We start from the raw sequence: 24,193 nt of genomic DNA on the forward strand, positions 1-24,193 counted from the left end.
AAAGTCAGCTTTTTTTATTCGCAACATGAAGTAAAGCACCAATCGCACCGCTATTACCACCATCTTGTAAAAAAATAGGTATTTTATTTTGATATTTTGTGTAGCTACTAATAATATTTTGAAGATGTATGTTATTACATAGAGTCGAACCAATATAAATAATATGGTCAATGTTTTTTGTTTCGGCAAATTGAAGGCTTAATGCAGTAACGACTTCACCGACGAGTCCTTGTACAGTAGCAAGTATATCTGAGCTATTATAATTTGATTCTATAGTAGCGGCTTTACCAAAATTGCTTGCAGTTAAACTATTATCAATAGGGGAGCGAATACCGCCATAAATATCACCAACTGTAATATCTAATTCTTTTCTAGAACCTACTTTTGTTAAAGGGATCACATCTTCAAAATGCTCTAGATTTGTTAACAATTTTGAAAGTCCCATAATAGTACCACCGCCAACACCAGTTCCGCCAGCTCGAATATATTGGTCATTATAAACGTAATGAATAGAAGTACCTGTGCCGATATTTGTTAAAATAAAGTTGTTTATATCATACTTCTCTTCTTTTAAAATGTATCGGACGCCTATAAGAGTAGCTTCAAATTCATTTAGTTCTACTATTTTATATGAGTTTGAAAGTAGTTGCTGTAATTGTTTTGCTTTACCACCTGTAATACATATTTGTTTTTTACCAGTGTTTTGCTTAAGCCAATCTATTATTTTATTTTGTTCATTTGAATAAAACTTTTCAAAAGCTAATTGCATTTTTTCGTTCAAATAAGCAATTTTCGTTAATGTTCCTCCAGCATCGATACCGATAGTACGTTCCATTTACCTGCTCCTAACTACGTAATATGCTTTCGTGTTAAATCATACTCTCAACTAATGTAAGGAACACTCTAATCAGCTTGATATATTAATAGCTTTTCTATCGTTACAATCGGCTGATTATTAACAGTTGCGGTGCCTTTACCTAGAATAAAACCTCGGCGATTGCGAGTTAGCTCATAATGTAAATCAAGTTTATCACCAGGATATGCTTTTCCGTGGAATACAACTCCATCTAAAGAGGAGAGAAAGCCTAGTCCTTCAGAGTCACTCGTATGTACAAATGCACTAAGCTGAGCAAGTGCTTCTACAATTAACATATGAGGCATATGTTTTTGACTATCATTTATAAACCACTCATTATTTGTAATGAGTTTATATCCTGTAACGGATTCGCGTTGTTTTACATTTGTTACTTTATCAATCATTAAAAATGGATAACGATGAGGAAGAGTGTCCTTAATATGCATATGAAAGTACCTCCAATAAATAATACCCCTGCTACAGTTAAGCAGGGGAGTTGCAATTAATTTTTAACTAATTCTTCTGCTTTTTCAAGAGAAAAAATACCACTATTTCTAATGTTTTCAACAACTTGTTGTAACACTTCTTTATCTTGAACGAGTGCAATACGTACAAAGCCTTCTCCGTGAGGTCCAAATGCATGACCTGGCGTAACAACGACATTCGCACGATCCATTAATGCATATGCGAAATCTATAGAAGTCCAGCCGTTCGGAATTTCAGCCCAAACGAACATACTACCAGCTGGTTTATCGACATTCCAGCCAAATGTTTTGAACCCATCGATTAAAGTATCTCTACGTTCTTGATAAATACCGCGGTTTTTCTCACAAAAAGCAGCGCCATTTTTTAGTGCAGCACATGCCGCTTTTTGAATTGGTAAAAACACTCCGTAATCTGTATTGGATTTAAACTGGGTAAGCGCACGAACAATTTCTTCATTTCCAATCATATATCCAATACGACTACCTGCTAAACTATAACTTTTTGACAAAGAGTTGATTTCTACGCCAACTTCTTTAGCGCCAGGTACAGAGAGGAAGCTAATTGGTTTATTACCATCAAAATAAAATTCAGCATAAGCAAAATCATGGACAACAATAATATTATGCTTTTTCGCGAATACAATTACCTCTTTAAAGAAATCTGCATGAGCCATTGCTGGAACCGGATTCCCTGGGAAGTTTAAAATCATCATCTTCGCTTTATCTGCAATTTCTTCAGGAATTAGCTCTAAGTTAGGTAAGAAATCATTATCTTTCTTTAAAGGCATGTAGTAAGATGTTGCTCCAGCCATTTGAATTCCTGTTTCATAAGCTGTATATCCTGGATCAGGAACTAATATAATATCTCCCGGATTCGCATAAACCATAGGTAAATGAACGAGTCCATCCTGTGACCCCATTAATAATAAAACTTCTTTATCGGCATTTAATATAACATTATGAGTGTTGTTGTAATATTCAGTTACAGCTTCGTGAAATTCTTGAATACCACTTAATGTGTATCCATAGCTTTCTTTTTGATTTGCTGTATGTACCATTTCTTCTCTTACGAAATCAGCAGGTGGCATATCAGGATTCCCGATACTTAAATCAATCATTTTGTGACCTGCTGCAATTTTTTCTTTTTTATAAGCCCCTAATTCACTAAATATAGAAGATTGGAATGCTTTCATTCTAGTTGCTAACGTGTAAGTCATCAAAACCCCTCCTAAAAACAGTGTTTTCTTTCTGCGTTTTTAATTATTCTGAAAACACATGAGTACATTTTATCATTTTTTTATGAAAATTAAAACGATTGACAAATTTAGAGGGAGGTTAAAGAGATGGAATACAAAATAACGCAGAAAACATTTTCTGCGTTTGATATGAAGTGTAATTATTTCTTTTTATATGTACATAATTTTTCCACTGCATAAAAGTATACATTTAATTTGCCATCGACAACTTGTAAAGTTTGATCCGATGTAAATGAGTTACCATAATCAATGTGATATACATTTGAATCTTTTACAAATGAACCTTTATATAAATCTTCTTTTTTCTTTGTTGTTTGCATCTCTACTAAATATTGAATGATTTTTTCTTTCTTTTCTTCTTTTACAACTGTTTCAAATTTATACGATACAGGACAAAGACCATTTTTGTTGTCAACGACTTCCCAAGTACCATATATGTCATTATTGCTACATCCACTGAGTAGTATAATGAATAATGGAATAAGTAATAGAACCTTTTTCATTTTGTACTCCTTTCTTTTTACTTTCAATAAACGTGCGAATACGATAGGAATATTGTAATAAAAAAAGTTTAAATTTTTATAAAGAATTATTTAATTTCATATAAAAATTCAGGGGGAATTGAAAAAGCATGAATCTAGTACAAAGTTAGATTCATGCTGAGTACTGTAGCTTATGTTATGTTTCTTTTGAGGAAAAATAAAGAGGAAAGTAGGACCATTATTCCATTTGAAATATATACAATTGCAACAATAAAGGCTAATGTACCTGCGCCAAATCCAGCTTTATCAAATATAGAAGCGAATGCTGTGGTAGTCAAAAAGACAAGGGGAGTCAGTAGTGAAAATATGGAACCTGCGACAATTCTTCTTTTAAAGTTATGCTTAGAAAGGAAAATGGCTAAAAAGTTTAGGATGCTAAACATAACTATTACAAAAATAAAGATAATAAATAATTGCATACCATCAGACATTCCTACACCGCCTTGTTGTAGATAATAGTTTATATAATGTATTCGAAGGTAAGAGTGTTTACTTCTTTTAATAATTTTAATAAACGTAATAAATAAGATTATATAAAACAAAGAAGCATGGATTAGTTTAATACTACTAAATCCATGCTTCTTTAATTATGTTATAAATTCGCAGATTGCGACGGTTGTTTTTCATACTGTTTCTGTTTAGATAGCGATATAAAAATAATTAATAATGAAATAACTCCGAAGATTAGAACCATATATTGCAATCCAATCGTATCTAAGAAGAAACCAGTACCGAGTAAAACGATTTGGAACATCACTCTCTCAAACATATTACGGAATGAGAATAGACGGCCGTGATAACTTTTTTCCACTTTCGTTTGGAAAATTGTCGACATAATAGGGAAGAAGCAACCGACACTAAAACCAAATAAACCAAATGATGTAAGAGACATCCATTTTATATCGCTAAAGAACAATGATAGATGTGCAAAAGCGGTACAAGCTGCGAAGAAATATAGTAACTTTTCAGGTTTGAAATGGTCCGATAAACGTTTAATAACGAAGGCACCTAACATAAATGCGATACCTTCAATTGTATATATAAATCCTTTAATCGTTGGATCATGTTGCATTTCGCTAATATTAATTACCATTAAATTAAATCCTGCTATAAATAATAGAGGGATAATACTTAATATAAGTGCTGTGAAAGCAATCGGAATTCCTTTTAAAATACGAAATACTTCCATAAAGCTATTATCTTTTGCCGCTTGTTTACTTGGTGTTGTTGATTTCTTATCTTCGAATTGTAGGAAGAAAGTTGAGAGGAATAATAAAGCGTACGCTGCCATTGAGAAGGCATACATATACTGTAAACTCATTACCACTAAAAGAATTCCACCTAGTGAAGTACCTGCAATACGAGCGATTGTACCTACATTCATATGTACACCGTTCATTTGTAATAACTCATGCTCACGTACGATGAGCGGGATTACAGATTGTAATGCAGGGAAATAAAATGCTGCTGAAATTTGAAGAGCAACCATAAATGCAATCATAAAGGCAATACTTTCAAATTGGATAGCGAAAAACATAAAAATAACACTTATAACACGACCAAACCCGGCGTAAAGAAGAACTTTTTTCTTTTCATATTGATCAATTATGCGACCTGCCATAGGACCAACTAGAACACCAGCTAATAGTCCGATAAATAATATAACTGATTTCATGAAATCAGAAGGGACATATTTTTGCATAAATTCAAGGTTACCAAGAATACCAAGCCATAACCCTAGACCAGCAATAAACTCCCCGATTAAAACAATCCAAACATTTTTATTACGCCACATAATATAAAACCTCTCCGTCTTTTAAAATGAAAAACTCGTATATAAAACCTCCTTATTTTATGTATTATTAGTAACGAACTTTTTTAGAGTCAGAGTCTATATTACGTGTTTCATCAGCGGATTTCAATCTTTTTGATTTATCAAAAAAATAAAAAAGCAAGAACATATAACTATGTCTCGCTTTTCTCAATTGCAAAATTAAACATTAGATTCACTTAGCAGCATTTACGCTCTTGTCCAATAGCTAAAGCGCTAAAAGATAGAGGACCAACAACTTCTGCGCTTGCACCACTAGTAAGGTTTTCTACAGTTAATGAATATTCGTGTGTGCCACTGCTAACATTTTGATCTATAGCTTGAAATGTTTGAGTGTAGAATTGCTCAGAATCTGTAGATTCAATACCTGCTTGTGCATTGAAAATTTCGAAGTTATCACGGAAAATTCGGAATAAAACTTGTGAAGTCCCAGATATACCTTCTACACCAATTGTAGCGATTAATTCTACTCGATTATTACGTGAATCTCTACTTGAAATTCTTACTTTCAAATTTGCTAGAATTGCTTTATTTGGAGAAGCTGGGATTGCAAAAGTGGTTTCACCCGTTTTACTTATAGGTTGAGTAGCTTGGTAATCAATGATATGAGTCATATTCGTCACCTCCTCATATACTAAAATATGAAAGTAGCAATCGAATGGCTTGGACAAATAATGGAATATTTTAATAGAGTCGACAATAATTATTGAAAAGGAGTAATTCATAAAAAAGCATCAAGAAAATATCACAATAAAGTGAGGTTTTTCTTGATGCTTTTTGTAATTAAGCAGAATATTCTTCTTTACGTACTTCAAAAAATTCATTACGACGTAAGTAGTTATAAACTTTCTCGGATACCTCTTCTTCTTCAGACATTAAGAAACGATGATTAAAAGCATAGAAGGATTGACCTTTAATTAATTTTACGTAGTAAATTTTACACGCCTCCTCTAGCAAAATTAGTATTCACTTAATATTATGATGACCTATATGCTTGTGAATCATACTTGAAGTTTCAAAGTATAGAAGCGAAACAAATTAAAAAGCTTACAAAACTGTAATGTTGTTGTCACGTTTTCCGATAGTTAAAAATAACCAATCTCTTCTATACTACAAATAAGTTACATAAAATAAGGGGGTAAAAATGATGGATGAAGTGATTGGAGAAGTTGTAGCAGGAATTTGTGAATTTGTGGTGGAAGTAACAGCAGATGCTATTGGGAATTTAGTTTCTGGAAAGGATGAGGAAAAAGAAACATTATAATAGTTTGTAAAAGTATACAGATGATTAAACTATAAAGGCTGATTTCTAAAGGGAAGTCAGCTTTTTTATTTTTTACATTATATTAATATTATTTGAATATTATTTGAATATTCATTTGTTATTATGTTTATGAAACTCATAAAGGAGGTGAATAAATAAAGATGTCGAATTTAGAGGCTGATTTATCTGATTCTCGTTTAATTGTGGCGAATGTGGAGGAAAAGGAATATCACTTTATTGTTCGTGAACACCCGATTGTAGGAAAAATGATATCGCTATTGGAAAATGGAAAAGAATATGGTTTAATAGATAAACAAATAGCTAATAAAGATAAATTTATTAAATCGGAGCTTACTAAATTAGAGTATTTTAACATAGATGTTCTCTATCATACACCTGGATGGATATGGATTGGTATGGATCAATTTGGTTTACATGCTCGTGAGGCTACTTATAACGAAGTAGACGTTATTATGAAGTTGAAAGAGGATTTATATTATATAGATGTATATGAAAAAGTAAAAATGTAATTGATATTTAGTCAGGTTAGGGGACAAGTTCCCGTAGCCTTTTTTGTTTTATATGTAAACGGAAAATCGATTTTATGTTGATGATAGGACAGCATGATAAGAAGTGAGCTGAAAAGAGGATTTGAAAATACATAAAGAGAACTTTAATTATTATATGAATTCTATATGTCAATAACAATAGAAAGAAGATGATAAAATGAGTAAAGAAGAGCTTGTGAAACAACAGTTTGGTAATAATGCAGAGAAGTATGTAAAAAGTAAAATTCATGCTAAAGGACCGGATTTACAATATGTAGTTCAACAAGTTGAGTCTCGTCATAATAATCGTCTTCTTGATGTTGCTACTGGCGGAGGACATGTTGCAAATGTATTAGCTCCATTGTTTCAAGAAGTAGTTGCCTTAGATTTAACAGAAAAAATGTTAGAGAATGCGAAAAACTTTATTATAAGTAATGGACATGAAAATGTATCTTTTGTCGCTGGAAATGCTGAAAGTTTACCGTTTTCTGATCGTTCATTTGATGTGATAACATGCCGAATTGCAGCACATCATTTTACGAATCCAGCTCAGTTTGTTTATGAAGTAAATCGGACGTTAGAAGATAATGGATTGTTTATTTTAATAGATAATGTTTCACCGGAAAATAATGAATACGATACATTTTATAATTTTATAGAAAAAAAGCGGGATCCGAGTCATGAACGAGCGTTGAAAAAAACAGAATGGATTACCTTGTTAGAAAAAAATAGTTTGCAAATGCTGTCATGTCTTACTTTTGACAAGAAATTTGAATTTGACTGGTGGTGCGATATGATGGATGTACCTTTGCAAAAACGAGCGAAGTTAACAGAATGTATGATGAAAACATCACTTGAAATACAAGAATTCTTTAACATTCAATATGAAAATAATAAAATTATATCGTTTTATACTGAAATGGCATTGTTTATATGTAAAAAAAGCGGGACATTAAAAAGATAAATTCCTTGCAGTCTTTTCAAAGTACGTTATACTTAGTACAGAGAAAATGAGAATTGAGGAAAAGTAATAATGATTCGCGTACGTATTGAAGGAACTGAAGAAGAAATGCTTGAATTTATGGAGAAAATGCCAGATATTCCTGGATTTGAAAAAACACATATGAGAGAACCGAGAAAAGGAAATAATCCAAAATACGATTCAAGTAAGAATGTATTAGCATATTTATCTTATAAAAAGATCGAAGTCGCCAATAAATAGGCGGCTTTTTTAGTTTGCACTGTTTCACAGCCTTGTCTTTTTTACATAATAATAATAGTAGATTATGCTGAAGAGGGGTGAGGATAGTTAATAAGAAAATCATCTTTTTTGGAGACTTTGGTATTGACGATGCTGTGGCGTTAATTTATGCAAATAAAACATGTAAATTAGATATTATAGGTATTGTTGCTGAATATGGAAATGTATCGCGAGAAATCGTAACGGAAAATGTGTATTTTTTAGAAAGATACTATGCTACAGAAATAAAGATCATTGAGGGTGCAGCAAGACCGATGACAGCTGAAGAACCTTTGTTTTTTCCTGAAATTCATGGAGAACACGGCCTAGGCCCCATTATTCCACCTGAAATGAGGATTTGTAAACGGGAAAATTTTTGTGAATTAATTAAATTAATTGAGCCTTGTCCAGAAGATATTATTATCGTAGCGACAGGACGATTAACAACATTGGCAACATTATTTTTATTATATCCAAATGTAATGGATAAAATATGTTCGTATTATATTATGGGCGGTGCGTTTTTATTTCCTGGTAACGTTACTCCTGTATCGGAAGCAAATTTTTATGGAGATCCAATTGCTGCAAATATTGTAATGAAGTACGCAAAGAATGCGACTATTTATCCATTAAATGTAACGCAACAGGCCCTAATTACGCCTGAAATGGTGGATATTATTAATAAAGAAGGAACAGGACAGGCAAAGCTTATTAAACCAATGATTGATTTTTATTATGAGAATTTTTATAAAAAAGAATACCCTGGTATTGCTGGAAGTCCGATTCACGATTTGCTTCCGTTCATTTCATTTATAAATGATGATATTTTTGAATATAAAAAATCTGCAGTTTGGATTAGTACGACAAATGATGTAACAAGAGGGCAAAGTGTGGCTGACTTTAGAAAAATCGCTGAGCCAACAAGGTTTGATGATCGGCCAATACAAAGAATTGCGGTTGGTTTTAACTATCCTGCATTTAAAGAAGAGTTTATGCGTACAATATTGAAGCCTGATTGCCCATAATAGGAGAAATATGAAGGGTTTCCACCACTAATCCAAAAACTAGTTGTTCATTATTTTGAAATAATTTAATAGTTGAGCTGTATGAATAACTTATGAAAAATGTAGCATAACTAATGGTAAGCAATTGTTTCTAATTATATTTTGATTGGTGAAATATAAAGGAGGTTATCATATGATTTGGTCTTTAATCGTTGGTGGTATATTAGGATGGTTAGCTAGTTTAATTACTGGCAAGGATGTACCTGGTGGTGTAATTGGTAATATTATTGCTGGTATTATTGGTTCTTGGATTGGTGGGAAATTACTTGGTAGTTTCGGCCCAGTAATCGGCGGATATGCAATTATTCCAGCTTTAATCGGTGCGATTATTTTAATCTTCATCGTAAGCTTCTTATTGCGAGCAATGCGAAAATGAATGTAAGGACTGTTTACATTTGTAAGCAGTCCTTTTTATATGTTATGCTAGTATTATACAATCAGGAGGTGTCAGCATTGAAAACATTTACAGTAAATTTCCATCAAGAAGATAATGCAAAAGCGACAACAGTACATAAATTAAGTGAAGAGGACTTCAATAAAGCAACAGAAAAAGGTACTCGTCATCTATTTGATTTAGATACAAACGTTGGATTCTTCGTATTCTTTGACGCAGAAGATGCAGAAGGAAATGATCAATACTTAATGCTACAATATGAAGGAGATCATGAAGAACCAACTGCGTGCTACGGATTTGATTTAAAACTATACTATCAATTTTTAGCACTATACTTAAACGATCTTGAATTCCAAGGTGAAACAGATGAAGAAGAGGAAGAGTATGGTCCAATTCATCATTTAGCTCACTTACTTTATCATATTGTTGAAGATGGAAAGTCAATCGAAGTGTAAAAATACATATGTAAAGCTGTCCTTTTTGGGCAGCTTTTTTTATTTTCTAAAGCAAAATATACAAAACCTTTGCTATAATTTTTATATATCTTGATAAACATATGATATGAATAGGAAGTGAAGTATTTGTTTACGATTGAGAACTATAAAAATTCTTTAATAAAAGGATTAGAAGCAAAATCCTCTGATTTGATCGAAAGGTTAAAAGTAACAACACAGCTTAATTATTATAAAGAAATAGATTTATTAGATTTTACTGTTTTTGTTCATTCACTTGAATTGTCTATCGTTATGTTTTCAATGGATGGAGAAGCGAATGAAGTTTTTTATGAAGGGACTGATAAAGGAATTTTTTCTGGTAGCTATAATGTAATGGATGACATTACATATTATACATTCAGTGATGAAGAATCTGATGAATTTTGGGATTTTTACGAAAAAAATGATGAGAAGTTATCTGAAATTGGAACGAAGACTATAGTAGAATGGTTTGTGGCATGCTGGAATAAAGCTGGTGGTATGAATGTTACATTACCCTCTTACGTTAGTTTTCATGACGATGAAGAATGTTATGATTTACAAAATGGTAAATGGATTTCTGATGGTGATAGATGGTTTGATTAAACAGAAAAAGCAACAAAGAAAGCTCATCTTTCTTTGTTGCTTTTTCTATATTTAAGGCAGGATTGTAGTGTAATTGGCGAGAAGGGATATATAAGGAGATGGAAAAATGATAAACAATACAATTCCAAGTTTTTTAAAATTATGGGAAAGCAACGACGTAGAATTAGCAGTCCTCAATCAATACTTCACTTCGTATCCAGAGATATTTGAAGAATACTTTAAGTATCATTGTCCTAAAACGAAAGAACGTCTTTCTAATGCCATTAATCTATATCCTGCAAAAATAGAAGATATTCGTATCATTGCAGAAACATTACCGACTATTATTCAAGAGATAACGAATAAATATCGTAATGAATATAGCTTTGATGTAAATATGAAATTCCACATATTTGTTGGAGCTTTTGGATCTAATGCATTCGTAGAGAGGGAGATCATGGGAGATATATTTTTTGCGGTAGAAAAATTATCTCCAGATTTGAATCATCTTCGTGTTATTGTTGCTCACGAAATAGGGCATATATATCATAATGTTATGTTACAAAATAATGGAATGGATTGGGAGAAAGCTGAGTGGACCGATGCGGCAGTTAATTTGTATCATGAAGGTGTTGCAACATATGTATCAAAGCAAATTGTGAAAGGTTTAAATGAATCAGTGTATTACTCATATGACGATGATGGTGAACGTTGGTTACAATATTGAATAGAAAATGAAGAACAAATAAAGAAACGTTTTTTGAAAGATTATATAGAAGGATGGACGTTTGAAAAAGAGAAAGAGTGGTTTCGGTTATCTGGCGGACAATATTTTGGGTACAACCGACTCGGTTATTTTTTAGGAACAGCTTTTGTAGAATATGTTGCACAAGCATTGGGCGAGAGTGAAGTATTTACTTTTTGGAACAAACACAATTTGAAAAGAGATGTAATGGATTGGTTATCGAAATGAATCAGATTATGATAGGGGGCTGAAATGTATGAGAGTGTATGTAAAGATAGGTATGTTATTTCTCGCTTTTACATGCATTTTTACATTAGTAGCATGTAAAGGAACGGACGAAAAAAAGGAAACAGATCCAACAACGGAAAATAGTAAAAATGAACAGAATAATACTTCTGAAGAAAAGAAAGAGCCTGATGAAAAATCAAATAATGAAGGATCAACAAAAGCAAAGCCAGATCCAAGCACGAAAGATACAATAATCAATCAAAAATCAATTAACCACGTTAAAGAATTGTTTGAATTAGCGAAAGAAGGAAAAGTACCTAATGTTCCGTTTGCAGCGCATACAGGAGATATTGAAGAAATAGAAAAAGCGTGGGGGAAAGCAGATAAAACGGAACAAGCAGGAAATGGAATGTACGCTACCTATACAAATAAAAATGTTTCCTTCGGTTTTAATAAAGGATCACAAGTTTTTGATGTACGCTCCTATCATGCAGAACTAAAATCAATTACATTACAAGAAATAGAAAAAGCATTAGGAAAACCAACTTCAGTTAAAGGAAATGGTGAAGATAAAATATATGTATATAAAGTAAACAATCAGTTTGAGTTAAAATTCATTATTCCAAAATCGACTGGTAAGGTAAATCATATTTCGGTATTTTCACCTGAGGATAGTATTAATAAAATGGCAGGGTAGGATAATAAAAAAGGATGTCACAAAAGTCGAAATCGATGACCATGTGACATCCTTTTTTGTGTAAATAAGAAACTTCCTTTTATAAAATATGATGGGGATGCTCTAAAACATCTTTTTGAATATCTTTTCTTTTTTTCTTACGCTCTAAATTTTGAACAAAAAGAACTTGAATAATGCTTCCAATTGTTAAGAAACAAGCACAAATATAAAATAGCATACTGCCGTTTAGTTTACTTAATAAAACCGCACCGATAACAGGACCGCACGTTCGAGATACATCCCAGTGTAAGCCGTAAATTGAAAAATACAATCCACGTTTATTTGTAGGAGCGATTTCTGAAACGAATCGAAGTAAATGGTTGAAAGCAACACTTTCTCCAACGACTAAAAAGAGTAATGTGAAAAATAATGACAAGATTGTTGCTGAAAATCCATAGCCAATTGCAGCTATCGTAAAGCAGGTGTAAGCAATAAGTATGATTTTCGCCATAGAAAATTGTTCAGACCATTTTACAAGGAAAACTTGTAGAGTGATTTCCATAAGAGCTTTGCATGTTGTAATAAAAACGAGTATGCGATCGAAATCCGGAAGTGTATGTTTCACGAAAATAAGATAATTTGTTTCAGTTTGTGCATAAAAAAAGCTAATAGGAATTGTAGTGATCATTAGTCCAAATACGGCGTAATGTTTGTGTACAAATTGCTTTGGAGATGATACTTCAAGCTTTTGCGTTGGTGTTGTCATTGCCGGAGCAGTTTCTGGAAGCTGCGTCCAAACAACGACTGCATATGCTATAAGTGTAATGCTTTGCACAATAAATACATATTCAGGGTGAGTCTTATAAAAAATAGTACCAATTAAAGGACCGATTAGAGTACCTATTGCTCCCATCGTTTGCAGAAGTGAGAAGATTTCTGCTTGCTGCCCATGTTTTGTTAAATCAGCAATTTGTGCACGTTGAGCGGGAATATATAAGGAACGGCCAATACCATTTATAACGTATAATAATGCAAAGATAAAAACAGATTGAGCGAAAATGAAACTACCGATTGCAACACCTTGTAGTAACAATCCTAGTAACATAATTTTCTTTCGTCCATATTTATCAGTAATTCCACCAGCAATTAGTGTAAATACAATGTCTGAAAGTGGTTGTAATCCGAAAATAAGCATAGTTATTATGATATTACCGTTTAACATTTTATCAACGTAAATAATCATAATGATGGCTAACATGGATTCTGTTGTTCGGGTTAATAATTCGCCGCACATTCTTATAATAATTGGTTTGTTATAACGTAGTAAGAGATTGGTCAATATTAATTCCTCCTTTCTATATTGAAATGATAAGATGAAAGGAGAAAGAGAAAAAGGGTAGAAATAAAAGGGGTTATTTTTCACCTTTTAGGGGGAGTATGATGTTTATTTTAGATCAATATATTGAACTATGGTGTGTCTACGGTAAAGGGAGACGAGAAGGAGAACGATTAGAAGTAACCGTACAAATGATAGCAGAAACATTATTTTGTACAGAGCGTAATAGTAAATTAATTATAAAAAAATTAGAAGAGTTACATTGGATCACTTGGTTTCCAGGTCGCGGGAGAGGGAATCGTTCTAAATTAATATTTCAAAAGCAACCCATTCCACTAATTTTAGAAAGAGGAAAAGAATTAACGAAAAAAGGAGATGTGAAAAGTGGAATCTCATTTGTAGAACGCTACAGCTCACAATTTCCATCAATAAAGAAAGAGTATGAAGCTTGGGTAGATTCTATATTTGGTCATCAAATAGAACGGACATCTGAAGGAAGAAAAGATGTACTTCGTTTGCAAGTACAAATGAACCTGGACATCGCTTTAGATTCGGTTTACGCTACGATGCGCTCAGAATGTCATATGGTTAAACATCTTTTTGATACACTCGTATATGTAAATGAAGAAACAAATTCTATAGAACCAAGGCTTGCTTTTCAATGGGAATATAATGATGCTGAAAAGGTATGGACTTTTTATTTACGAAAAGGCGTTCGTCTTCATAATGGAAAACGACTCACTGCACATCATGTTATACATTCATTGAATCGATTTATGAAAGCTGAAAACAACCCACACGCATGGATGTTACAACATGTTGAAAGTTTCCGTGCAGTGGATGAATTTGTTGTTGAAATTCAATTACATACGGTAAATAGGATGTTTTTACATATGCTAAGCGCAGAACAGTGTTCTATCGTAATTGAAGATGAAGCAGGAAACTTCATAGGTACAGGTCCTTTTATATTACGAGAGAAGAATACACATTTATTTGCATTAGAAGTACATGATTTATATTATCGTGAAAGACCTTTTCTTGACCGAATTGAACTATTGAATGTGGAGCAAAATGTAAATACTTATGACGTGTTAGTAAAGGCGCAGTATAAAGATAAAGAAAATCTCAATAAAGAACTTTCACGGCTTGAATCGAATGTGACATATGTAACGTGTAATCTTGTAAAAGAAGGGCCAATGCAAGATGAACTGTTTCGGAAAGCGCTATATAAAATTATTCATGGCGATAAAATCGTTCAAGAACTCGGCGGAGAACGTGGAGAAGTGGCAAAGAAACTAATATTAGCAAATGAAAGCATAGTAGAAATTGAGGAAGATATCGAAAGTTTAATTAAGAGAAGTACGTATCATAATGAAGTGCTACAACTTTATACATTTACAGGACGAGATCACGTTGAAGATGCACAATGGATACAAAAAGAGTGTGCGAAGTACGGGGTTCGTGTAGAAACTAATTTTCTTGAAATAGAAGATCTTTTAGAAATAAGTACGATACAAAAGGCTGATATAATGCATGATAGCGCAACAATTAGCGAACGAATAGAAGATAGTTTGCTATATATGTTTCTTACAAAAAACAGTTTTATTCATGGGCAAAGCAGCGTAGATTTTCATAAATCATTGTCCCCTTATTTTAAACAAGAACAAGTAGAGAAAAGAGTTACACTGTTACGCGAAATTGAAGATACTTTGTTACGTCACATTCATATAATTCCTTTATACCGTAACAAACAACAAGTAACTTCTCATGAAAAAGTACAAAATATAATGATTAATTCACAAGGGTGGATTGATTTTTATAGAATATGGTTTAAACCTTGATAGATAAAGGTTCTTATGCATTTTTTATGAGATGTGTAAGGGCCTTTTTGTATGTAAAATAGGATTGTTTTACACATTGTTACGCTACTTGTGATAAAAGTCTATTTACAGCGTAACAGTGTTATGTTACATTGTTATCAGGAAGGAGTGTTATACAGTTGAGTACAGATTTAATTTCAAAAAAAGATTTATTAGAACTTACTGGTATTTCATACGGACAATTATATAGGTGGAAAAGAAAAAATTTAATACCGGAAGATTGGTTTGTACGAAAGTCTACATTCACGGGTCAGGAAACATTTTTTCCGAAAGAAAAGATATTAGAGCGTATTGATAAAATTCAAACGATGAAAGAGGATCTATCACTTGATGAACTAGCAAATATGTTTTCGCCGAGTGTGAGGGAAATTCTTTTAACGAAGGAAGACATTTTACGTAAGGGGATTGCATCAGAACCAGTTTTACAATTTTTCATAGAACAAACGAATAAAACAGCGGAGTTTCAATTTGTAGATATTCTTTATGTGTACATGTTAGAAGAATTACTACAATCGGGAGAGATTAGTTTAGAAGAAGGAAAAATGGTCTTGCAAGTTTTACGTGAAAATTATGAAGCAATGAAACATAAAACGTGTGACTTAATCATTATTCGAAAGTTAGGGATTTCTACATGTTTATTAGTTTCAAACGTGGACGACTTAATTTTTGAAAAAGGCACCAAAATTGTTTTACGCGAAGCGATTATGAAATATACCGAAGCATTAAAAACTAAATTGTTGTAATGGAGGAGTAAGTATGCGTACAGATAATTTGATTATAAATGGTTACGGTTCATCGAATGGCGGTGAGTTTCATAAAGTGCAATTAAACGGAAAAGGAACTGTGAATGGAAATGTCGAATGTGAGCAATTTGAATGTAACGGTTACGGAGCAGTTACTGGCGATTTGAAAAGTAACAGTGCACGAATTAGCGGATCTGGTAAAGTCGATGGCACAGTTCATGCTGAAACGATGCGAATTGATGGAAAAGCTACAATTACGCAAAATGTAAAGGCAAACAGTTTGAAAATTGCAGGAAAAGGTACGATAGGCGGAAATGTCACAGGTGAAGAATTTAAAGTCAATGGTCAAGCAACAATTGACGGTAATTGTGAAGTGGATACTTTTTCTTCAGAAGGACAATTTACAATTGGCGGATTATTAAGTGCTGATGAAATAAATATTAATATTCACGGTACATGTCGCGCGAAAGAAATTGGTGGTCAAACGATTAAAGTAAGACATAGATCAGGTACATTAAGTAGGCTATTTAAAACAGTATTTGGCTTGCAGTTAGAAGCTGAACTATTAGAAGGTGACAATATTGATATTGATTATGCTCACATAAGAACGGTAAGAGGAAACAATATTACAGTAGGACCGAACTGTGAGATTGAACTCATTGAATATACAGGTGTTCTAACTGTTGATAAAAGCGCAAATGTAAAAGAAATTAAGCAGGTTTAATGGGAGGGAGAAAGCAATATGGAACATCCACATAGTCTCACAGTAAATGGTTCCGGTAATTCAGCAGGCGGAGATTATAATAAAGTGAAGATTCGCGGTGAAGGAACGATTTCTAATGATATGAGCTGTAATGAATTTAAAACGTACGGCACGAGTGATGTACGGGGTAATATGAAAGTGAAAAATTATGTTGTGTATGGAGATAGTGAAGTACAAGGAAATGTAGATGCAGAATATGTAAAAGTATACGGTAATACACAAATTCATGGTGATGCACATATTGAAAAAACAAAAGTTAGAGGTATGATAGATATTGCGGGGAAGTTTTCAGGTGATTTTGTCGATGTAAAAGGTGCTTTAAATGTTAGGGGAAATATTGAAGTAGAAGATTTATCATTAACTGGTGGTCTTGAAAGTGATGGATTACTTAATGCTGAAAATATTCAAATCTCACTTCGTTATGAAGGAAGTAAGGTAAGAGAAATTGGTGGTAAAAACATTACGATTCGTAAAAAAGCGAGATTTTTTCCTTTTATTAGTCATGTTGGAAACCTCCAAACTTCAATTGTGGAAGGAGATGATATTTATTTAGAACATACGATTGCTGAAGTAGTGAGAGGAAACAACGTTACAATTGGCCCTGGGTGTGAAATTAGTGTTGTAGAATATCATACTAGTTTTAATCAAAAGGGTAATGCAGTCGTTAAAGAACATAAACAAATATAAGTAGTACGAGGGAGAGCAGGGTTATGGTTGAGAAGAATAATAAGCTCGGCTTTGTTGTGGCGGGTTTATTGCTAGGTATTTTAATGGCATCAATGGATAATACCATTGTCGTAACAGCGATGGGAACGATTGTTGGTGACTTAGGAGGTCTTGAAAACTTTGTATGGGTCGTTTCTGCCTATATGGTCGCAGAAATGGCAGGCATGCCGATATTCGGTAAATTATCAGATATGTATGGTAGAAAGAGATTCTTTATTTTTGGTTTAATCGTTTTTATGATTGGTTCGGCACTTTGTGGTACTGCTGAAAATATTACACAGTTAGGTATTTATCGTGCCATTCAAGGTATTGGCGGCGGGGCATTAGTGCCGATCGCGTTTACTATCGTTTTTGATATTTTTCCTCCTGAAAAGCGCGGGAAAATGGGCGGTTTATTCGGAGCAGTATTTGGTTTATCGAGTATTTTTGGACCGTTGCTTGGCGCGTATATTACAGATTATATTAGCTGGCACTGGGTATTTTACATTAACTTACCGCTTGGCATTTTAGCACTTATTTTTATTACATTCTTTTATAAAGAGTCACGAGTTCATAGAAAGCAAAAAATTGACTGGTTTGGTGCAATTACTTTAGTTGGTGCAGTAGTTTGTTTAATGTTTGCTTTAGAGCTTGGCGGACAAAAATATGACTGGGATTCTAGCTTTATTTTAAGTTTATTTGGTGCATTCGCTATTTTAATTGTTACATTTATTTTTATTGAACGAAAAGTAGAAGAGCCGATCATATCATTTGAGATGTTTAAGCAGCGCTTATTCGGAATGAGTACAATTATTGCATTATGTTACGGTGCTGCGTTTATGTCAGCAACTGTGTACATACCGTTATTCATTCAAGGTGTATACGGTGGTACCGCAACAAACTCAGGATTACTACTATTACCGATGATGTTAGGATCAGTTGTAACAGCGCAATTAGGTGGATTTTTAACGACGAAGCTTAGCTACAGAAACATTATGATTATTTCTGCTGTTATTATGCTAATTGGACTATTCTTATTAAGCACATTAACGCCAGAAACAAGTCGTGTATTATTAACAGTGTATATGATTATTATTGGATTTGGAGTTGGTTTCTCATTCTCTGTACTAAGTATGGCGGCTATCCACAACTTTGGTATGGAACAGCGAGGGTCTGCGACTTCAACGAGTAACTTTATTCGTTCATTAGGCATGACGCTTGGTATTACAATCTTCGGAATGATCCAAAGAACAGGTTTCCAAGATCAATTAGAAGAAGCATTTAAGGGTATGAGCGGAGGAATGAATACAAACGCTTTAGGAGATTCAAGAGCTATTTTATCAGAATCGGCAAGATCTCAAATTCCACCGCAAATATTAGATAAAATTATTGATGCTCTTTCTAGCTCAATTGTCCAAACATTTATGTGGGCATTGGTACCAGCTGGTTTAGCATTCATATTTATTTTCTTTATGGGAAATGAGCGCATGGTAATTAAAAAACAACAAAAGAATAAAAAGAGCGAAACATCTAAAGCGTAATGAAAAAGCTCCCTTCCAATTGGAAAGGAGCTTTTTCGTATGTACGGTTTTAGATTAGCCTTCGATGATTTCGTATTCTTCGTCTGCTAATAATAAAATTTGTGTTTTCTTACCTTTGTTTTGAACTTCGATTACATCGTAAGCACCTAGGTCTCTTATTTTGCTTTGAGAAGCGTTAACCATAACTTCAATAGAATCAATTAAGATATCTTCTTCAATGTATGATTCAGGCAATGCCATATCTTCAGTATCTAATACACATGCGTATAGATTTTGTAAGTTTTCAGCAGTTGGATTTTGTTCTTCAACATCAATGATGTTTTTTACTGCTTCCATATTTTCTTCTTTTGCTTGGTATACTTTAATTTTAGCCATTGTTTTAATCTCCTTTATAACGTAATCGTAGAGGCTACACTTCATTATAACGTTTTTTTTATGAAAGATGAAATCGTTATATGTATTTATAGGGAAATTTATGCGTTATTACTCATTATTGGCGTAATTTCATTATTAATGAGATGAGTAGGTAGCTATATTCCTACGTTAAAGTTATATTATCCAAGCTTTTCTCATATCTCGCTCATATTATGTGTATGAGATAAAACATATAGAGAAGGGATGGGGTGTAAGTGGGTTGTGAGCCGAAAAGAAATTATCGATGTTTCCAAAAGGATACGAGTTAAGAAAAATAGATGAACATATTGTAAATAACTCTACATTACATAAAGTCTCTGAAGATTTTACAAGTCAATTTCAATCAGTTGAAGATTATATAAACCGAGGTATAAGATATTGTGTTTTGTATAAAGGAGAAGTTGTATGCGGTGCATCATCATATAGCATTTATGATAGCGGGATTGAAATTGAAGTAGCGACTAATTACAATCATAGAAGAAAAGGGTTAGCGACTATAGTTAGTGCAGCACTAATCTTGGACTGTTTAGAAAAAGAGATATACCCAAACTGGGATGCAGCGAATACTACATCTGCAAAACTAGCTGAAAAACTAGGATATGTTTTTGATAAGGCGTATGATACTTATTTTGTGGATAATAGATGAAATCGTATTTTCAAATAAAAGAGCAGTTAGCAAAAGCTAACTGCTCCTCTCCAAAGGGGGAATGGAGAGATACAATCATGTTACTTACATTATTGACGGGAGGTTGATTTTTAATCAATCTATTATAAAAGTTGAGATAAAATATTTTTAATTAACCCTGAGGATCCAATTAAGAGTACTGATAAAAAAACGATTGAGAATATACTTTTTTTAGGTTTTTTTAATTCTATGTATATGTTAATAATGGCACCAATTGCAACTACAGTAAAGATAACGAGTCTTACTACATCTATCATAAATAACGCTCCTTTTAATTACTTAATTGTATTATATAGGAATTCGCGTTTCGATTAGTTTATTTAAATACGATTTAAGGTAATTTTAAACAAACTAATCTTTTATACAAAAGTAAGGTTAAGGAAAAAGATAGCGTAAGTAGTAATAGTATATCTTGTAGAAGCTGATGTAGACCAAATAAAGTAGGGTTATTATCTATGTGGAAAAGTATAATTAATATTTATATATACTCACTTTAGGTACCTTTACAACTTAAATAATAAAACATGCTTTTCATAATGATCCAAACACCAATTATATTTTTGTAGAATAATTGGATGAACAACTTCTTTCGTAGTATCGACCTCAGTATAGCCATATTTCTTATAAAAGTTTTCTAATTCCTCAAAAGGAAGACAATATACATTTGGAACTTGTAATTTCTTCGCAGTTTCTACTAAAAATGAAACAAGATCCCCAGCTAATTGTAGCCCTCTAAATTGAGGAAGAATATAAATTCCACCCATTTCTAAAGTATCTTCATCTATTTGGACTAATCGTCCAATACCTGCATACTCATTGTTGTATGTAATAATTGCAACTTTATCTCTTTTTAAATCACTTCGTACAAATCCTATTGAGTCATATTGATTATTAATCCATTCTAAATCATTAGATGTAGCCATTTGAATACTCATTTATATCTCCCCTTTATAAAAAATGTAATTTTCTTATTATATAGAATATAATATCAGGAAAAAAGTGATTATAATGGCATGATTTTTATTATCAGTTCAAGTTTTGAAGAATAGTGCATACAATATAAAGTGTTTTCCTTTCTTCATTTAAGTTTTACGTATATAATTTAAAAGTACTATTTTTATTTTATATTTTTTATATTTATAACAGAATAGAGGTTTAAAAATGGGTGTTAAAATCATTACGGATAGTGCAGCGGATTTACCGGTAGAATTGCTGCAAGCATATGATATTGATTTAATTCCACTCCGTGTTTATGATGAAGCAGAAACAGAGTATTTAGATGGAGTTACATTAGAGTCAGTTACATTATTGCAAAATATGAGAGAAGGCGCTGTTTATAGAACGTCATTGCCTTCACTTGAAACTTTCCAGGAAAAATTTGTTTCTTATGCAAAAGAAGGTAATCCTTGTATATATTTAGCTTTTTCATCTGAACTGTCTGGTACATATCAATCATCAGTTCTCATTAAAGAGGAAGTAAAAGAAACATATGCTAACTTGGATTTAGAAATTATTGATACGAAATGTGCTTCGCTCGGTCAAGGGCTTGTCGTATTAGAAGCTGCTAAAATGGCGAAAGACGGTGCATCAAAAGAAGATATTTTAAAACGTGTTGATTTTCTAATGAACCATATGGAACATATCTTCACTGTAGCTGACTTACAGTACTTAGTGAGAGGTGGACGTTTAAGTAAAGTCGCAGGATTTATCGGTGGTTTACTAAACATTAAGCCAATCTTAAACGTGGAAGAAGGAAAGCTTGTACCACTTGAAAAAGTCCGAGGGAAAAAGAAAGTACTTGGCCGAATTGTCGATATAATGGAAGAGCGCGGAAAGGAACTTAAAGGTCAAACAATCGCAATGACTCATGGTGATGACTTAGAAACAGCTGAAGCATTAAAAGCATTAATTACTGATAGATTTGGCTGTGAAGTATTTATCGTAAATACAATTGGTGCAGCAATTGGAGCACATACAGGACCGGGTGTTATAACGTTATTTTTCTTAAATGAAGTCGAGTAAAGGATTGATCTTTTGATCAATCCTTTTTTCTTATTAATCTGTAATAATCGGTCGATATGGTATCGGTGAAGATAAAATCATCGAAGTTTTGACTGTTCCAAATGGTATAACGATATCAATTAATTCCTCTAATTCTTTCATAGAGTGAACCGCTACCTTTAAATAATAGCTACTTTCACCTGTTACTCGATGACATTCGAGTATTCTATATTCTTCGTAGATTTTCTCCTCAAATTTTTTGCAAGGAATCTTTAGATTTTCAATTCTTAAAAATGCTTGAATTGATTTTCCTACTGCATCTAATGATATCCGTGCAGTATATTTCTCGATTATTCCAGTATCTTGTAATCTCTTTAGCCTTTCGGTAACACTAGGACGGCTGAGGTGTAAGTGCTCAGTCATTTCTGTAATCGTCATTCTCGCATCTTCTTGTAGTAATAACGTAATTTTCTTGTCAATTTCATCCATGAATTATGCTCCTTTGCAAAATTGAAATTAAATTTCCGAAATAAATACATAATATAAAATCTAATGTTAAATTACATGCACTTTTGTATATTGAATAGAATGATAACTTTCTATAATTAAAATATAAATGGAGGTGCATGTAATGTCTAATCATTTTGGTGAAACAATTTCTATTAAAAAGGGAACAGCCTTATACGTCGGAGCGGTTCTAGGATCAGGAATTCTTATATTACCTGGTATGACAGCGAGTGTAGCAGAGGGGAATGCAATTGTTTCTTGGCTTGTTATGATATTACTTAGTATTCCACTTGCATTCACATTCGCATTTTTATCGATAGAGCATCCAAGTGCTGGTGGAATAGCTACTTTTGCAGAAAAAGCTTTCGGTAAAAAGATAGGTGCTATTATAGGATGGTGTTTTTTTATTGCAGGTAGTGTTGGGCAAATCGTAGTCTCAATGACTGGTGGAATGTATATAGTGAGAGTGTTTGATTTATCATCATATTTTTCTTACGTTATAGCGCTTATTATTTTAAGTACTTCAATTGTTTTCAATTTATATGGGTTAAAAATGAGTGGGTGGTTTCAAGTATGTATTGGTGTATTAACTTTCTTTATTTTAATCGTAACTATTATTAGTTCGCTATCTTATATTGAAATGAAGAATATAAATGTACATATTTCTATGCAAGAAATAAATCCAATTTTAGAGGCATCATTATTAATTTTTTGGTCTTTTTTCGGCTGGGAAGCTATTGCAAGTTTAGCTCCAGAATTTAAAACACCTAGAAAAAGAAATATTATTTTATCTACGGGATTTGCGATTGTTATTATTGGAGTTTTATATATAGGTATTGCATTATCAGTAATTGGAACGAAATCTTATTATATCAATGCTGATAATACTACAGCTCTTGTGCTTGTAATCAAGCAAACTTTAGGTGAACAATTTGCATGGGTAATTGGATTTTTAGCTTTTATCATTTGTTTAGGGACGACAAATGCATTTATTGCAAGTATGGGGCGCTTAGGTTATTCACTAGGGAAAGAAGAAATTGCACCTCGTTATTTAGCACATATTAATGAAAAAAGAGAAAACCCAACAAATGCAGTAAAAGTGGTAGGTTGTATTGCAATAATTGGTTTACTAATAAGTTTCGTTTTTCAAATTAGTATAGAGAACATCGTATTAATACCAAACTCATTAGGAATTATTACATATATAGTCGGTGCTGCGGCTGGAATGAAATTAATAAAAAACAAGTTAGGAAAAGTTTTTTCTGTAGTAGCTTTTACATGTTGCATAGTGGTTTATCCTTTTATTGGGGGAGTAATACTTATTCCATTGGTAGTATCATTCATATGTTTATGCTATTTGCGGTTTCGTAACAGAAGATAAATAAGAATGAGATTATAGAAATCTAAATATTTAAAGATATTAAATTTTTT

Annotated in this window: 28 protein-coding genes and 2 pseudogenes; 17 read left to right on the forward strand and 13 right to left on the reverse strand. The window is 32.7% G+C overall.

Features of this window, described 5'->3' with window-relative positions; translation table 11 throughout:
* Positions 1–4 precede the first annotated feature (4 nt).
* The 8 genes from coaW to ACTFRN_RS19660 form a co-directional block, all read right to left on the reverse strand.
* Positions 5–835: a type II pantothenate kinase gene (gene coaW / locus ACTFRN_RS19625; RefSeq protein WP_074568078.1), complete on the reverse strand. Its 831-nt coding sequence runs from the start codon at positions 833–835 to the stop codon at positions 5–7.
* Between the two features lie 68 nt (positions 836–903).
* Positions 904–1,302, reverse strand: coding sequence for a 3-hydroxyacyl-ACP dehydratase FabZ family protein (locus ACTFRN_RS19630; protein ID WP_000547666.1), 399 nt, complete (start codon positions 1,300–1,302; stop codon positions 904–906).
* A 56-nt stretch (positions 1,303–1,358) separates the two neighbouring features.
* Entirely contained in the window at positions 1,359–2,558 is a 1,200-nt protein-coding gene (locus tag ACTFRN_RS19635) for an LL-diaminopimelate aminotransferase (RefSeq protein WP_124878415.1), read from the reverse strand.
* 179 nt (positions 2,559–2,737) lie between these two features.
* The gene (locus ACTFRN_RS19640; protein WP_014893639.1) at positions 2,738–3,100 is read right to left on the reverse strand and encodes a hypothetical protein; all 363 of its coding nucleotides are present in this window, start codon (positions 3,098–3,100) and stop codon (positions 2,738–2,740) included.
* Between the two features lie 170 nt (positions 3,101–3,270).
* Positions 3,271–3,570, reverse strand: coding sequence for a hypothetical protein (locus ACTFRN_RS19645; RefSeq protein WP_041184518.1), 300 nt, complete (start codon positions 3,568–3,570; stop codon positions 3,271–3,273).
* 161 nt (positions 3,571–3,731) lie between these two features.
* Entirely contained in the window at positions 3,732–4,934 is a 1,203-nt protein-coding gene (locus tag ACTFRN_RS19650) for an MFS transporter (RefSeq protein WP_000269241.1), read from the reverse strand.
* 215 nt (positions 4,935–5,149) lie between these two features.
* A complete protein-coding gene (gene exsC, locus ACTFRN_RS19655; RefSeq protein WP_016717751.1) occupies positions 5,150–5,584 on the reverse strand; it encodes an exosporium protein ExsC in 435 nt (144 codons plus the stop codon).
* 169 nt (positions 5,585–5,753) lie between these two features.
* The gene (locus tag ACTFRN_RS19660) at positions 5,754–5,906 is read right to left on the reverse strand and encodes a YqbF domain-containing protein (protein ID WP_073541767.1); all 153 of its coding nucleotides are present in this window, start codon (positions 5,904–5,906) and stop codon (positions 5,754–5,756) included.
* Between the two features lie 489 nt (positions 5,907–6,395).
* On the opposite strand from ACTFRN_RS19660, the gene ACTFRN_RS19665 reads away from it, so the two are divergent.
* The 9 genes and pseudogenes from ACTFRN_RS19665 (at position 6,396) to ACTFRN_RS19705 (ending at position 12,208) form a co-directional block, all read left to right on the forward strand.
* Entirely contained in the window at positions 6,396–6,764 is a 369-nt protein-coding gene (locus ACTFRN_RS19665) for a hypothetical protein (protein ID WP_074568081.1), read from the forward strand.
* Between the two features lie 196 nt (positions 6,765–6,960).
* Positions 6,961–7,746: a class I SAM-dependent methyltransferase gene (locus ACTFRN_RS19670; protein WP_000031340.1), complete on the forward strand. Its 786-nt coding sequence runs from the start codon at positions 6,961–6,963 to the stop codon at positions 7,744–7,746.
* Between the two features lie 69 nt (positions 7,747–7,815).
* Complete coding sequence (locus ACTFRN_RS19675) at positions 7,816–8,004, forward strand: DUF3970 family protein (protein ID WP_000621879.1); 189 nt, start codon at positions 7,816–7,818, stop codon at positions 8,002–8,004.
* Positions 8,005–8,081: 77 nt separating this feature from the next.
* Positions 8,082–9,047, forward strand: coding sequence for a nucleoside hydrolase (locus ACTFRN_RS19680; protein ID WP_074568082.1), 966 nt, complete (start codon positions 8,082–8,084; stop codon positions 9,045–9,047).
* A 172-nt stretch (positions 9,048–9,219) separates the two neighbouring features.
* A complete protein-coding gene (locus tag ACTFRN_RS19685) occupies positions 9,220–9,462 on the forward strand; it encodes a GlsB/YeaQ/YmgE family stress response membrane protein (RefSeq protein ID WP_088106729.1) in 243 nt (80 codons plus the stop codon).
* Positions 9,463–9,539: 77 nt separating this feature from the next.
* Positions 9,540–9,935: a hypothetical protein gene (locus ACTFRN_RS19690; RefSeq protein ID WP_000847587.1), complete on the forward strand. Its 396-nt coding sequence runs from the start codon at positions 9,540–9,542 to the stop codon at positions 9,933–9,935.
* A 126-nt stretch (positions 9,936–10,061) separates the two neighbouring features.
* Positions 10,062–10,559 carry a hypothetical protein gene (locus ACTFRN_RS19695; RefSeq protein ID WP_000494144.1) on the forward strand — a complete coding sequence of 166 codons (498 nt, stop codon included), beginning with the start codon at positions 10,062–10,064 and terminating at the stop codon, positions 10,557–10,559.
* Positions 10,560–10,665: 106 nt separating this feature from the next.
* Positions 10,666–11,511 (forward strand): annotated as a pseudogene (locus ACTFRN_RS19700) (aminopeptidase).
* 28 nt (positions 11,512–11,539) lie between these two features.
* A complete protein-coding gene (locus ACTFRN_RS19705) occupies positions 11,540–12,208 on the forward strand; it encodes a YjgB family protein (RefSeq protein WP_001267137.1) in 669 nt (222 codons plus the stop codon).
* A gap of 79 nt (positions 12,209–12,287) precedes the next feature.
* On the opposite strand, the gene ACTFRN_RS19710 is transcribed toward ACTFRN_RS19705, so the two are convergent.
* Complete coding sequence (locus ACTFRN_RS19710) at positions 12,288–13,526, reverse strand: MDR family MFS transporter (protein ID WP_049122796.1); 1,239 nt, start codon at positions 13,524–13,526, stop codon at positions 12,288–12,290.
* A gap of 101 nt (positions 13,527–13,627) precedes the next feature.
* Between ACTFRN_RS19710 and ACTFRN_RS19715 the strand changes: the two genes are divergently transcribed.
* The 5 genes from ACTFRN_RS19715 (at position 13,628) to ACTFRN_RS19735 (ending at position 19,155) form a co-directional block, all read left to right on the forward strand.
* Positions 13,628–15,364, forward strand: coding sequence for an SgrR family transcriptional regulator (locus ACTFRN_RS19715; RefSeq protein ID WP_088106728.1), 1,737 nt, complete (start codon positions 13,628–13,630; stop codon positions 15,362–15,364).
* 158 nt (positions 15,365–15,522) lie between these two features.
* Positions 15,523–16,146, forward strand: a complete 624-nt coding sequence (locus ACTFRN_RS19720; RefSeq protein WP_000102249.1) for a YhbD family protein — start codon at positions 15,523–15,525, stop codon at positions 16,144–16,146.
* A 13-nt stretch (positions 16,147–16,159) separates the two neighbouring features.
* On the forward strand, positions 16,160–16,870 hold the full coding sequence (locus ACTFRN_RS19725; protein ID WP_001258377.1) for a bactofilin family protein: 711 nt from the start codon (positions 16,160–16,162) through the stop codon (positions 16,868–16,870).
* Between the two features lie 18 nt (positions 16,871–16,888).
* Positions 16,889–17,596, forward strand: coding sequence for a hypothetical protein (locus tag ACTFRN_RS19730; RefSeq protein WP_000400895.1), 708 nt, complete (start codon positions 16,889–16,891; stop codon positions 17,594–17,596).
* 23 nt (positions 17,597–17,619) lie between these two features.
* Positions 17,620–19,155, forward strand: coding sequence for an MDR family MFS transporter (locus ACTFRN_RS19735; protein WP_074615083.1), 1,536 nt, complete (start codon positions 17,620–17,622; stop codon positions 19,153–19,155).
* A 54-nt stretch (positions 19,156–19,209) separates the two neighbouring features.
* Here ACTFRN_RS19735 and ACTFRN_RS19740 read toward each other — a convergent pair whose 3' ends face one another.
* Positions 19,210–19,530, reverse strand: a complete 321-nt coding sequence (locus ACTFRN_RS19740) for a hypothetical protein (RefSeq protein WP_001062732.1) — start codon at positions 19,528–19,530, stop codon at positions 19,210–19,212.
* Positions 19,531–19,807: 277 nt separating this feature from the next.
* Here ACTFRN_RS19740 and ACTFRN_RS19745 point away from each other — a divergent pair.
* Positions 19,808–20,215, forward strand: a pseudogene (locus ACTFRN_RS19745) (GNAT family N-acetyltransferase); the annotation flags it as partial.
* A 122-nt stretch (positions 20,216–20,337) separates the two neighbouring features.
* Here ACTFRN_RS19745 and ACTFRN_RS19750 read toward each other — a convergent pair.
* Together ACTFRN_RS19750 and ACTFRN_RS19755 are read right to left on the reverse strand one after the other, a co-directional pair.
* Positions 20,338–20,511, reverse strand: a complete 174-nt coding sequence (locus ACTFRN_RS19750; protein WP_046647385.1) for a hypothetical protein — start codon at positions 20,509–20,511, stop codon at positions 20,338–20,340.
* A gap of 246 nt (positions 20,512–20,757) precedes the next feature.
* Positions 20,758–21,189 (reverse strand): GNAT family N-acetyltransferase, encoded by a 432-nt coding sequence (locus tag ACTFRN_RS19755; RefSeq protein WP_000027222.1) that lies wholly within the window; start codon positions 21,187–21,189, stop codon positions 20,758–20,760.
* 226 nt (positions 21,190–21,415) lie between these two features.
* On the opposite strand from ACTFRN_RS19755, the gene ACTFRN_RS19760 reads away from it, so the two are divergent.
* Entirely contained in the window at positions 21,416–22,276 is an 861-nt protein-coding gene (locus tag ACTFRN_RS19760) for a DegV family protein (protein ID WP_000538285.1), read from the forward strand.
* A 33-nt stretch (positions 22,277–22,309) separates the two neighbouring features.
* Here the strand turns inward: ACTFRN_RS19760 and ACTFRN_RS19765 are convergent, their stop codons facing one another.
* On the reverse strand, positions 22,310–22,744 hold the full coding sequence (locus ACTFRN_RS19765) for an Lrp/AsnC family transcriptional regulator (protein ID WP_000343327.1): 435 nt from the start codon (positions 22,742–22,744) through the stop codon (positions 22,310–22,312).
* A gap of 142 nt (positions 22,745–22,886) precedes the next feature.
* On the opposite strand from ACTFRN_RS19765, the gene ACTFRN_RS19770 reads away from it, so the two are divergent.
* On the forward strand, positions 22,887–24,143 hold the full coding sequence (locus ACTFRN_RS19770; protein WP_074568084.1) for an APC family permease: 1,257 nt from the start codon (positions 22,887–22,889) through the stop codon (positions 24,141–24,143).
* Positions 24,144–24,193: the final 50 nt, after the last annotated feature.

The organism is Bacillus cereus group sp. MYBK245-2 (genome assembly GCF_051916145.1).
GTDB classification, from domain to species: domain Bacteria; phylum Bacillota; class Bacilli; order Bacillales; family Bacillaceae_G; genus Bacillus_A; species Bacillus_A pacificus.

What these genes read in the sequence shown, in the direction of transcription:
- ACTFRN_RS19635 (WP_124878415.1), bottom strand. Translation starts at nt 2,558, where the DNA reads ATGACTTACACGTTAGCAACTAGAATGAAAGCATTCCAATCTTCTATA.
- ACTFRN_RS19740 (WP_001062732.1), bottom strand. Translation starts at nt 19,530, where the DNA reads ATGGCTAAAATTAAAGTATACCAAGCAAAAGAAGAAAATATGGAAGCA.
- exsC (WP_016717751.1), bottom strand. Translation starts at nt 5,584, where the DNA reads ATGACTCATATCATTGATTACCAAGCTACTCAACCTATAAGTAAAACG.
- coaW (WP_074568078.1), bottom strand. Translation starts at nt 835, where the DNA reads ATGGAACGTACTATCGGTATCGATGCTGGAGGAACATTAACGAAAATT.
- ACTFRN_RS19675 (WP_000621879.1), top strand. Translation starts at nt 7,816, where the DNA reads ATGATTCGCGTACGTATTGAAGGAACTGAAGAAGAAATGCTTGAATTT.
- ACTFRN_RS19755 (WP_000027222.1), bottom strand. Translation starts at nt 21,189, where the DNA reads ATGAGTATTCAAATGGCTACATCTAATGATTTAGAATGGATTAATAAT.
- ACTFRN_RS19760 (WP_000538285.1), top strand. Translation starts at nt 21,416, where the DNA reads ATGGGTGTTAAAATCATTACGGATAGTGCAGCGGATTTACCGGTAGAA.
- ACTFRN_RS19640 (WP_014893639.1), bottom strand. Translation starts at nt 3,100, where the DNA reads ATGAAAAAGGTTCTATTACTTATTCCATTATTCATTATACTACTCAGT.
- ACTFRN_RS19715 (WP_088106728.1), top strand. Translation starts at nt 13,628, where the DNA reads ATGTTTATTTTAGATCAATATATTGAACTATGGTGTGTCTACGGTAAA.
- ACTFRN_RS19725 (WP_001258377.1), top strand. Translation starts at nt 16,160, where the DNA reads ATGCGTACAGATAATTTGATTATAAATGGTTACGGTTCATCGAATGGC.
- ACTFRN_RS19750 (WP_046647385.1), bottom strand. Translation starts at nt 20,511, where the DNA reads ATGATAGATGTAGTAAGACTCGTTATCTTTACTGTAGTTGCAATTGGT.
- ACTFRN_RS19770 (WP_074568084.1), top strand. Translation starts at nt 22,887, where the DNA reads ATGTCTAATCATTTTGGTGAAACAATTTCTATTAAAAAGGGAACAGCC.
- ACTFRN_RS19765 (WP_000343327.1), bottom strand. Translation starts at nt 22,744, where the DNA reads ATGGATGAAATTGACAAGAAAATTACGTTATTACTACAAGAAGATGCG.
- ACTFRN_RS19645 (WP_041184518.1), bottom strand. Translation starts at nt 3,570, where the DNA reads ATGTCTGATGGTATGCAATTATTTATTATCTTTATTTTTGTAATAGTT.
- ACTFRN_RS19735 (WP_074615083.1), top strand. Translation starts at nt 17,620, where the DNA reads ATGGTTGAGAAGAATAATAAGCTCGGCTTTGTTGTGGCGGGTTTATTG.
- ACTFRN_RS19705 (WP_001267137.1), top strand. Translation starts at nt 11,540, where the DNA reads ATGAGAGTGTATGTAAAGATAGGTATGTTATTTCTCGCTTTTACATGC.
- ACTFRN_RS19685 (WP_088106729.1), top strand. Translation starts at nt 9,220, where the DNA reads ATGATTTGGTCTTTAATCGTTGGTGGTATATTAGGATGGTTAGCTAGT.
- ACTFRN_RS19670 (WP_000031340.1), top strand. Translation starts at nt 6,961, where the DNA reads ATGAGTAAAGAAGAGCTTGTGAAACAACAGTTTGGTAATAATGCAGAG.
- ACTFRN_RS19630 (WP_000547666.1), bottom strand. Translation starts at nt 1,302, where the DNA reads ATGCATATTAAGGACACTCTTCCTCATCGTTATCCATTTTTAATGATT.
- ACTFRN_RS19730 (WP_000400895.1), top strand. Translation starts at nt 16,889, where the DNA reads ATGGAACATCCACATAGTCTCACAGTAAATGGTTCCGGTAATTCAGCA.
- ACTFRN_RS19665 (WP_074568081.1), top strand. Translation starts at nt 6,396, where the DNA reads ATGTCGAATTTAGAGGCTGATTTATCTGATTCTCGTTTAATTGTGGCG.
- ACTFRN_RS19650 (WP_000269241.1), bottom strand. Translation starts at nt 4,934, where the DNA reads ATGTGGCGTAATAAAAATGTTTGGATTGTTTTAATCGGGGAGTTTATT.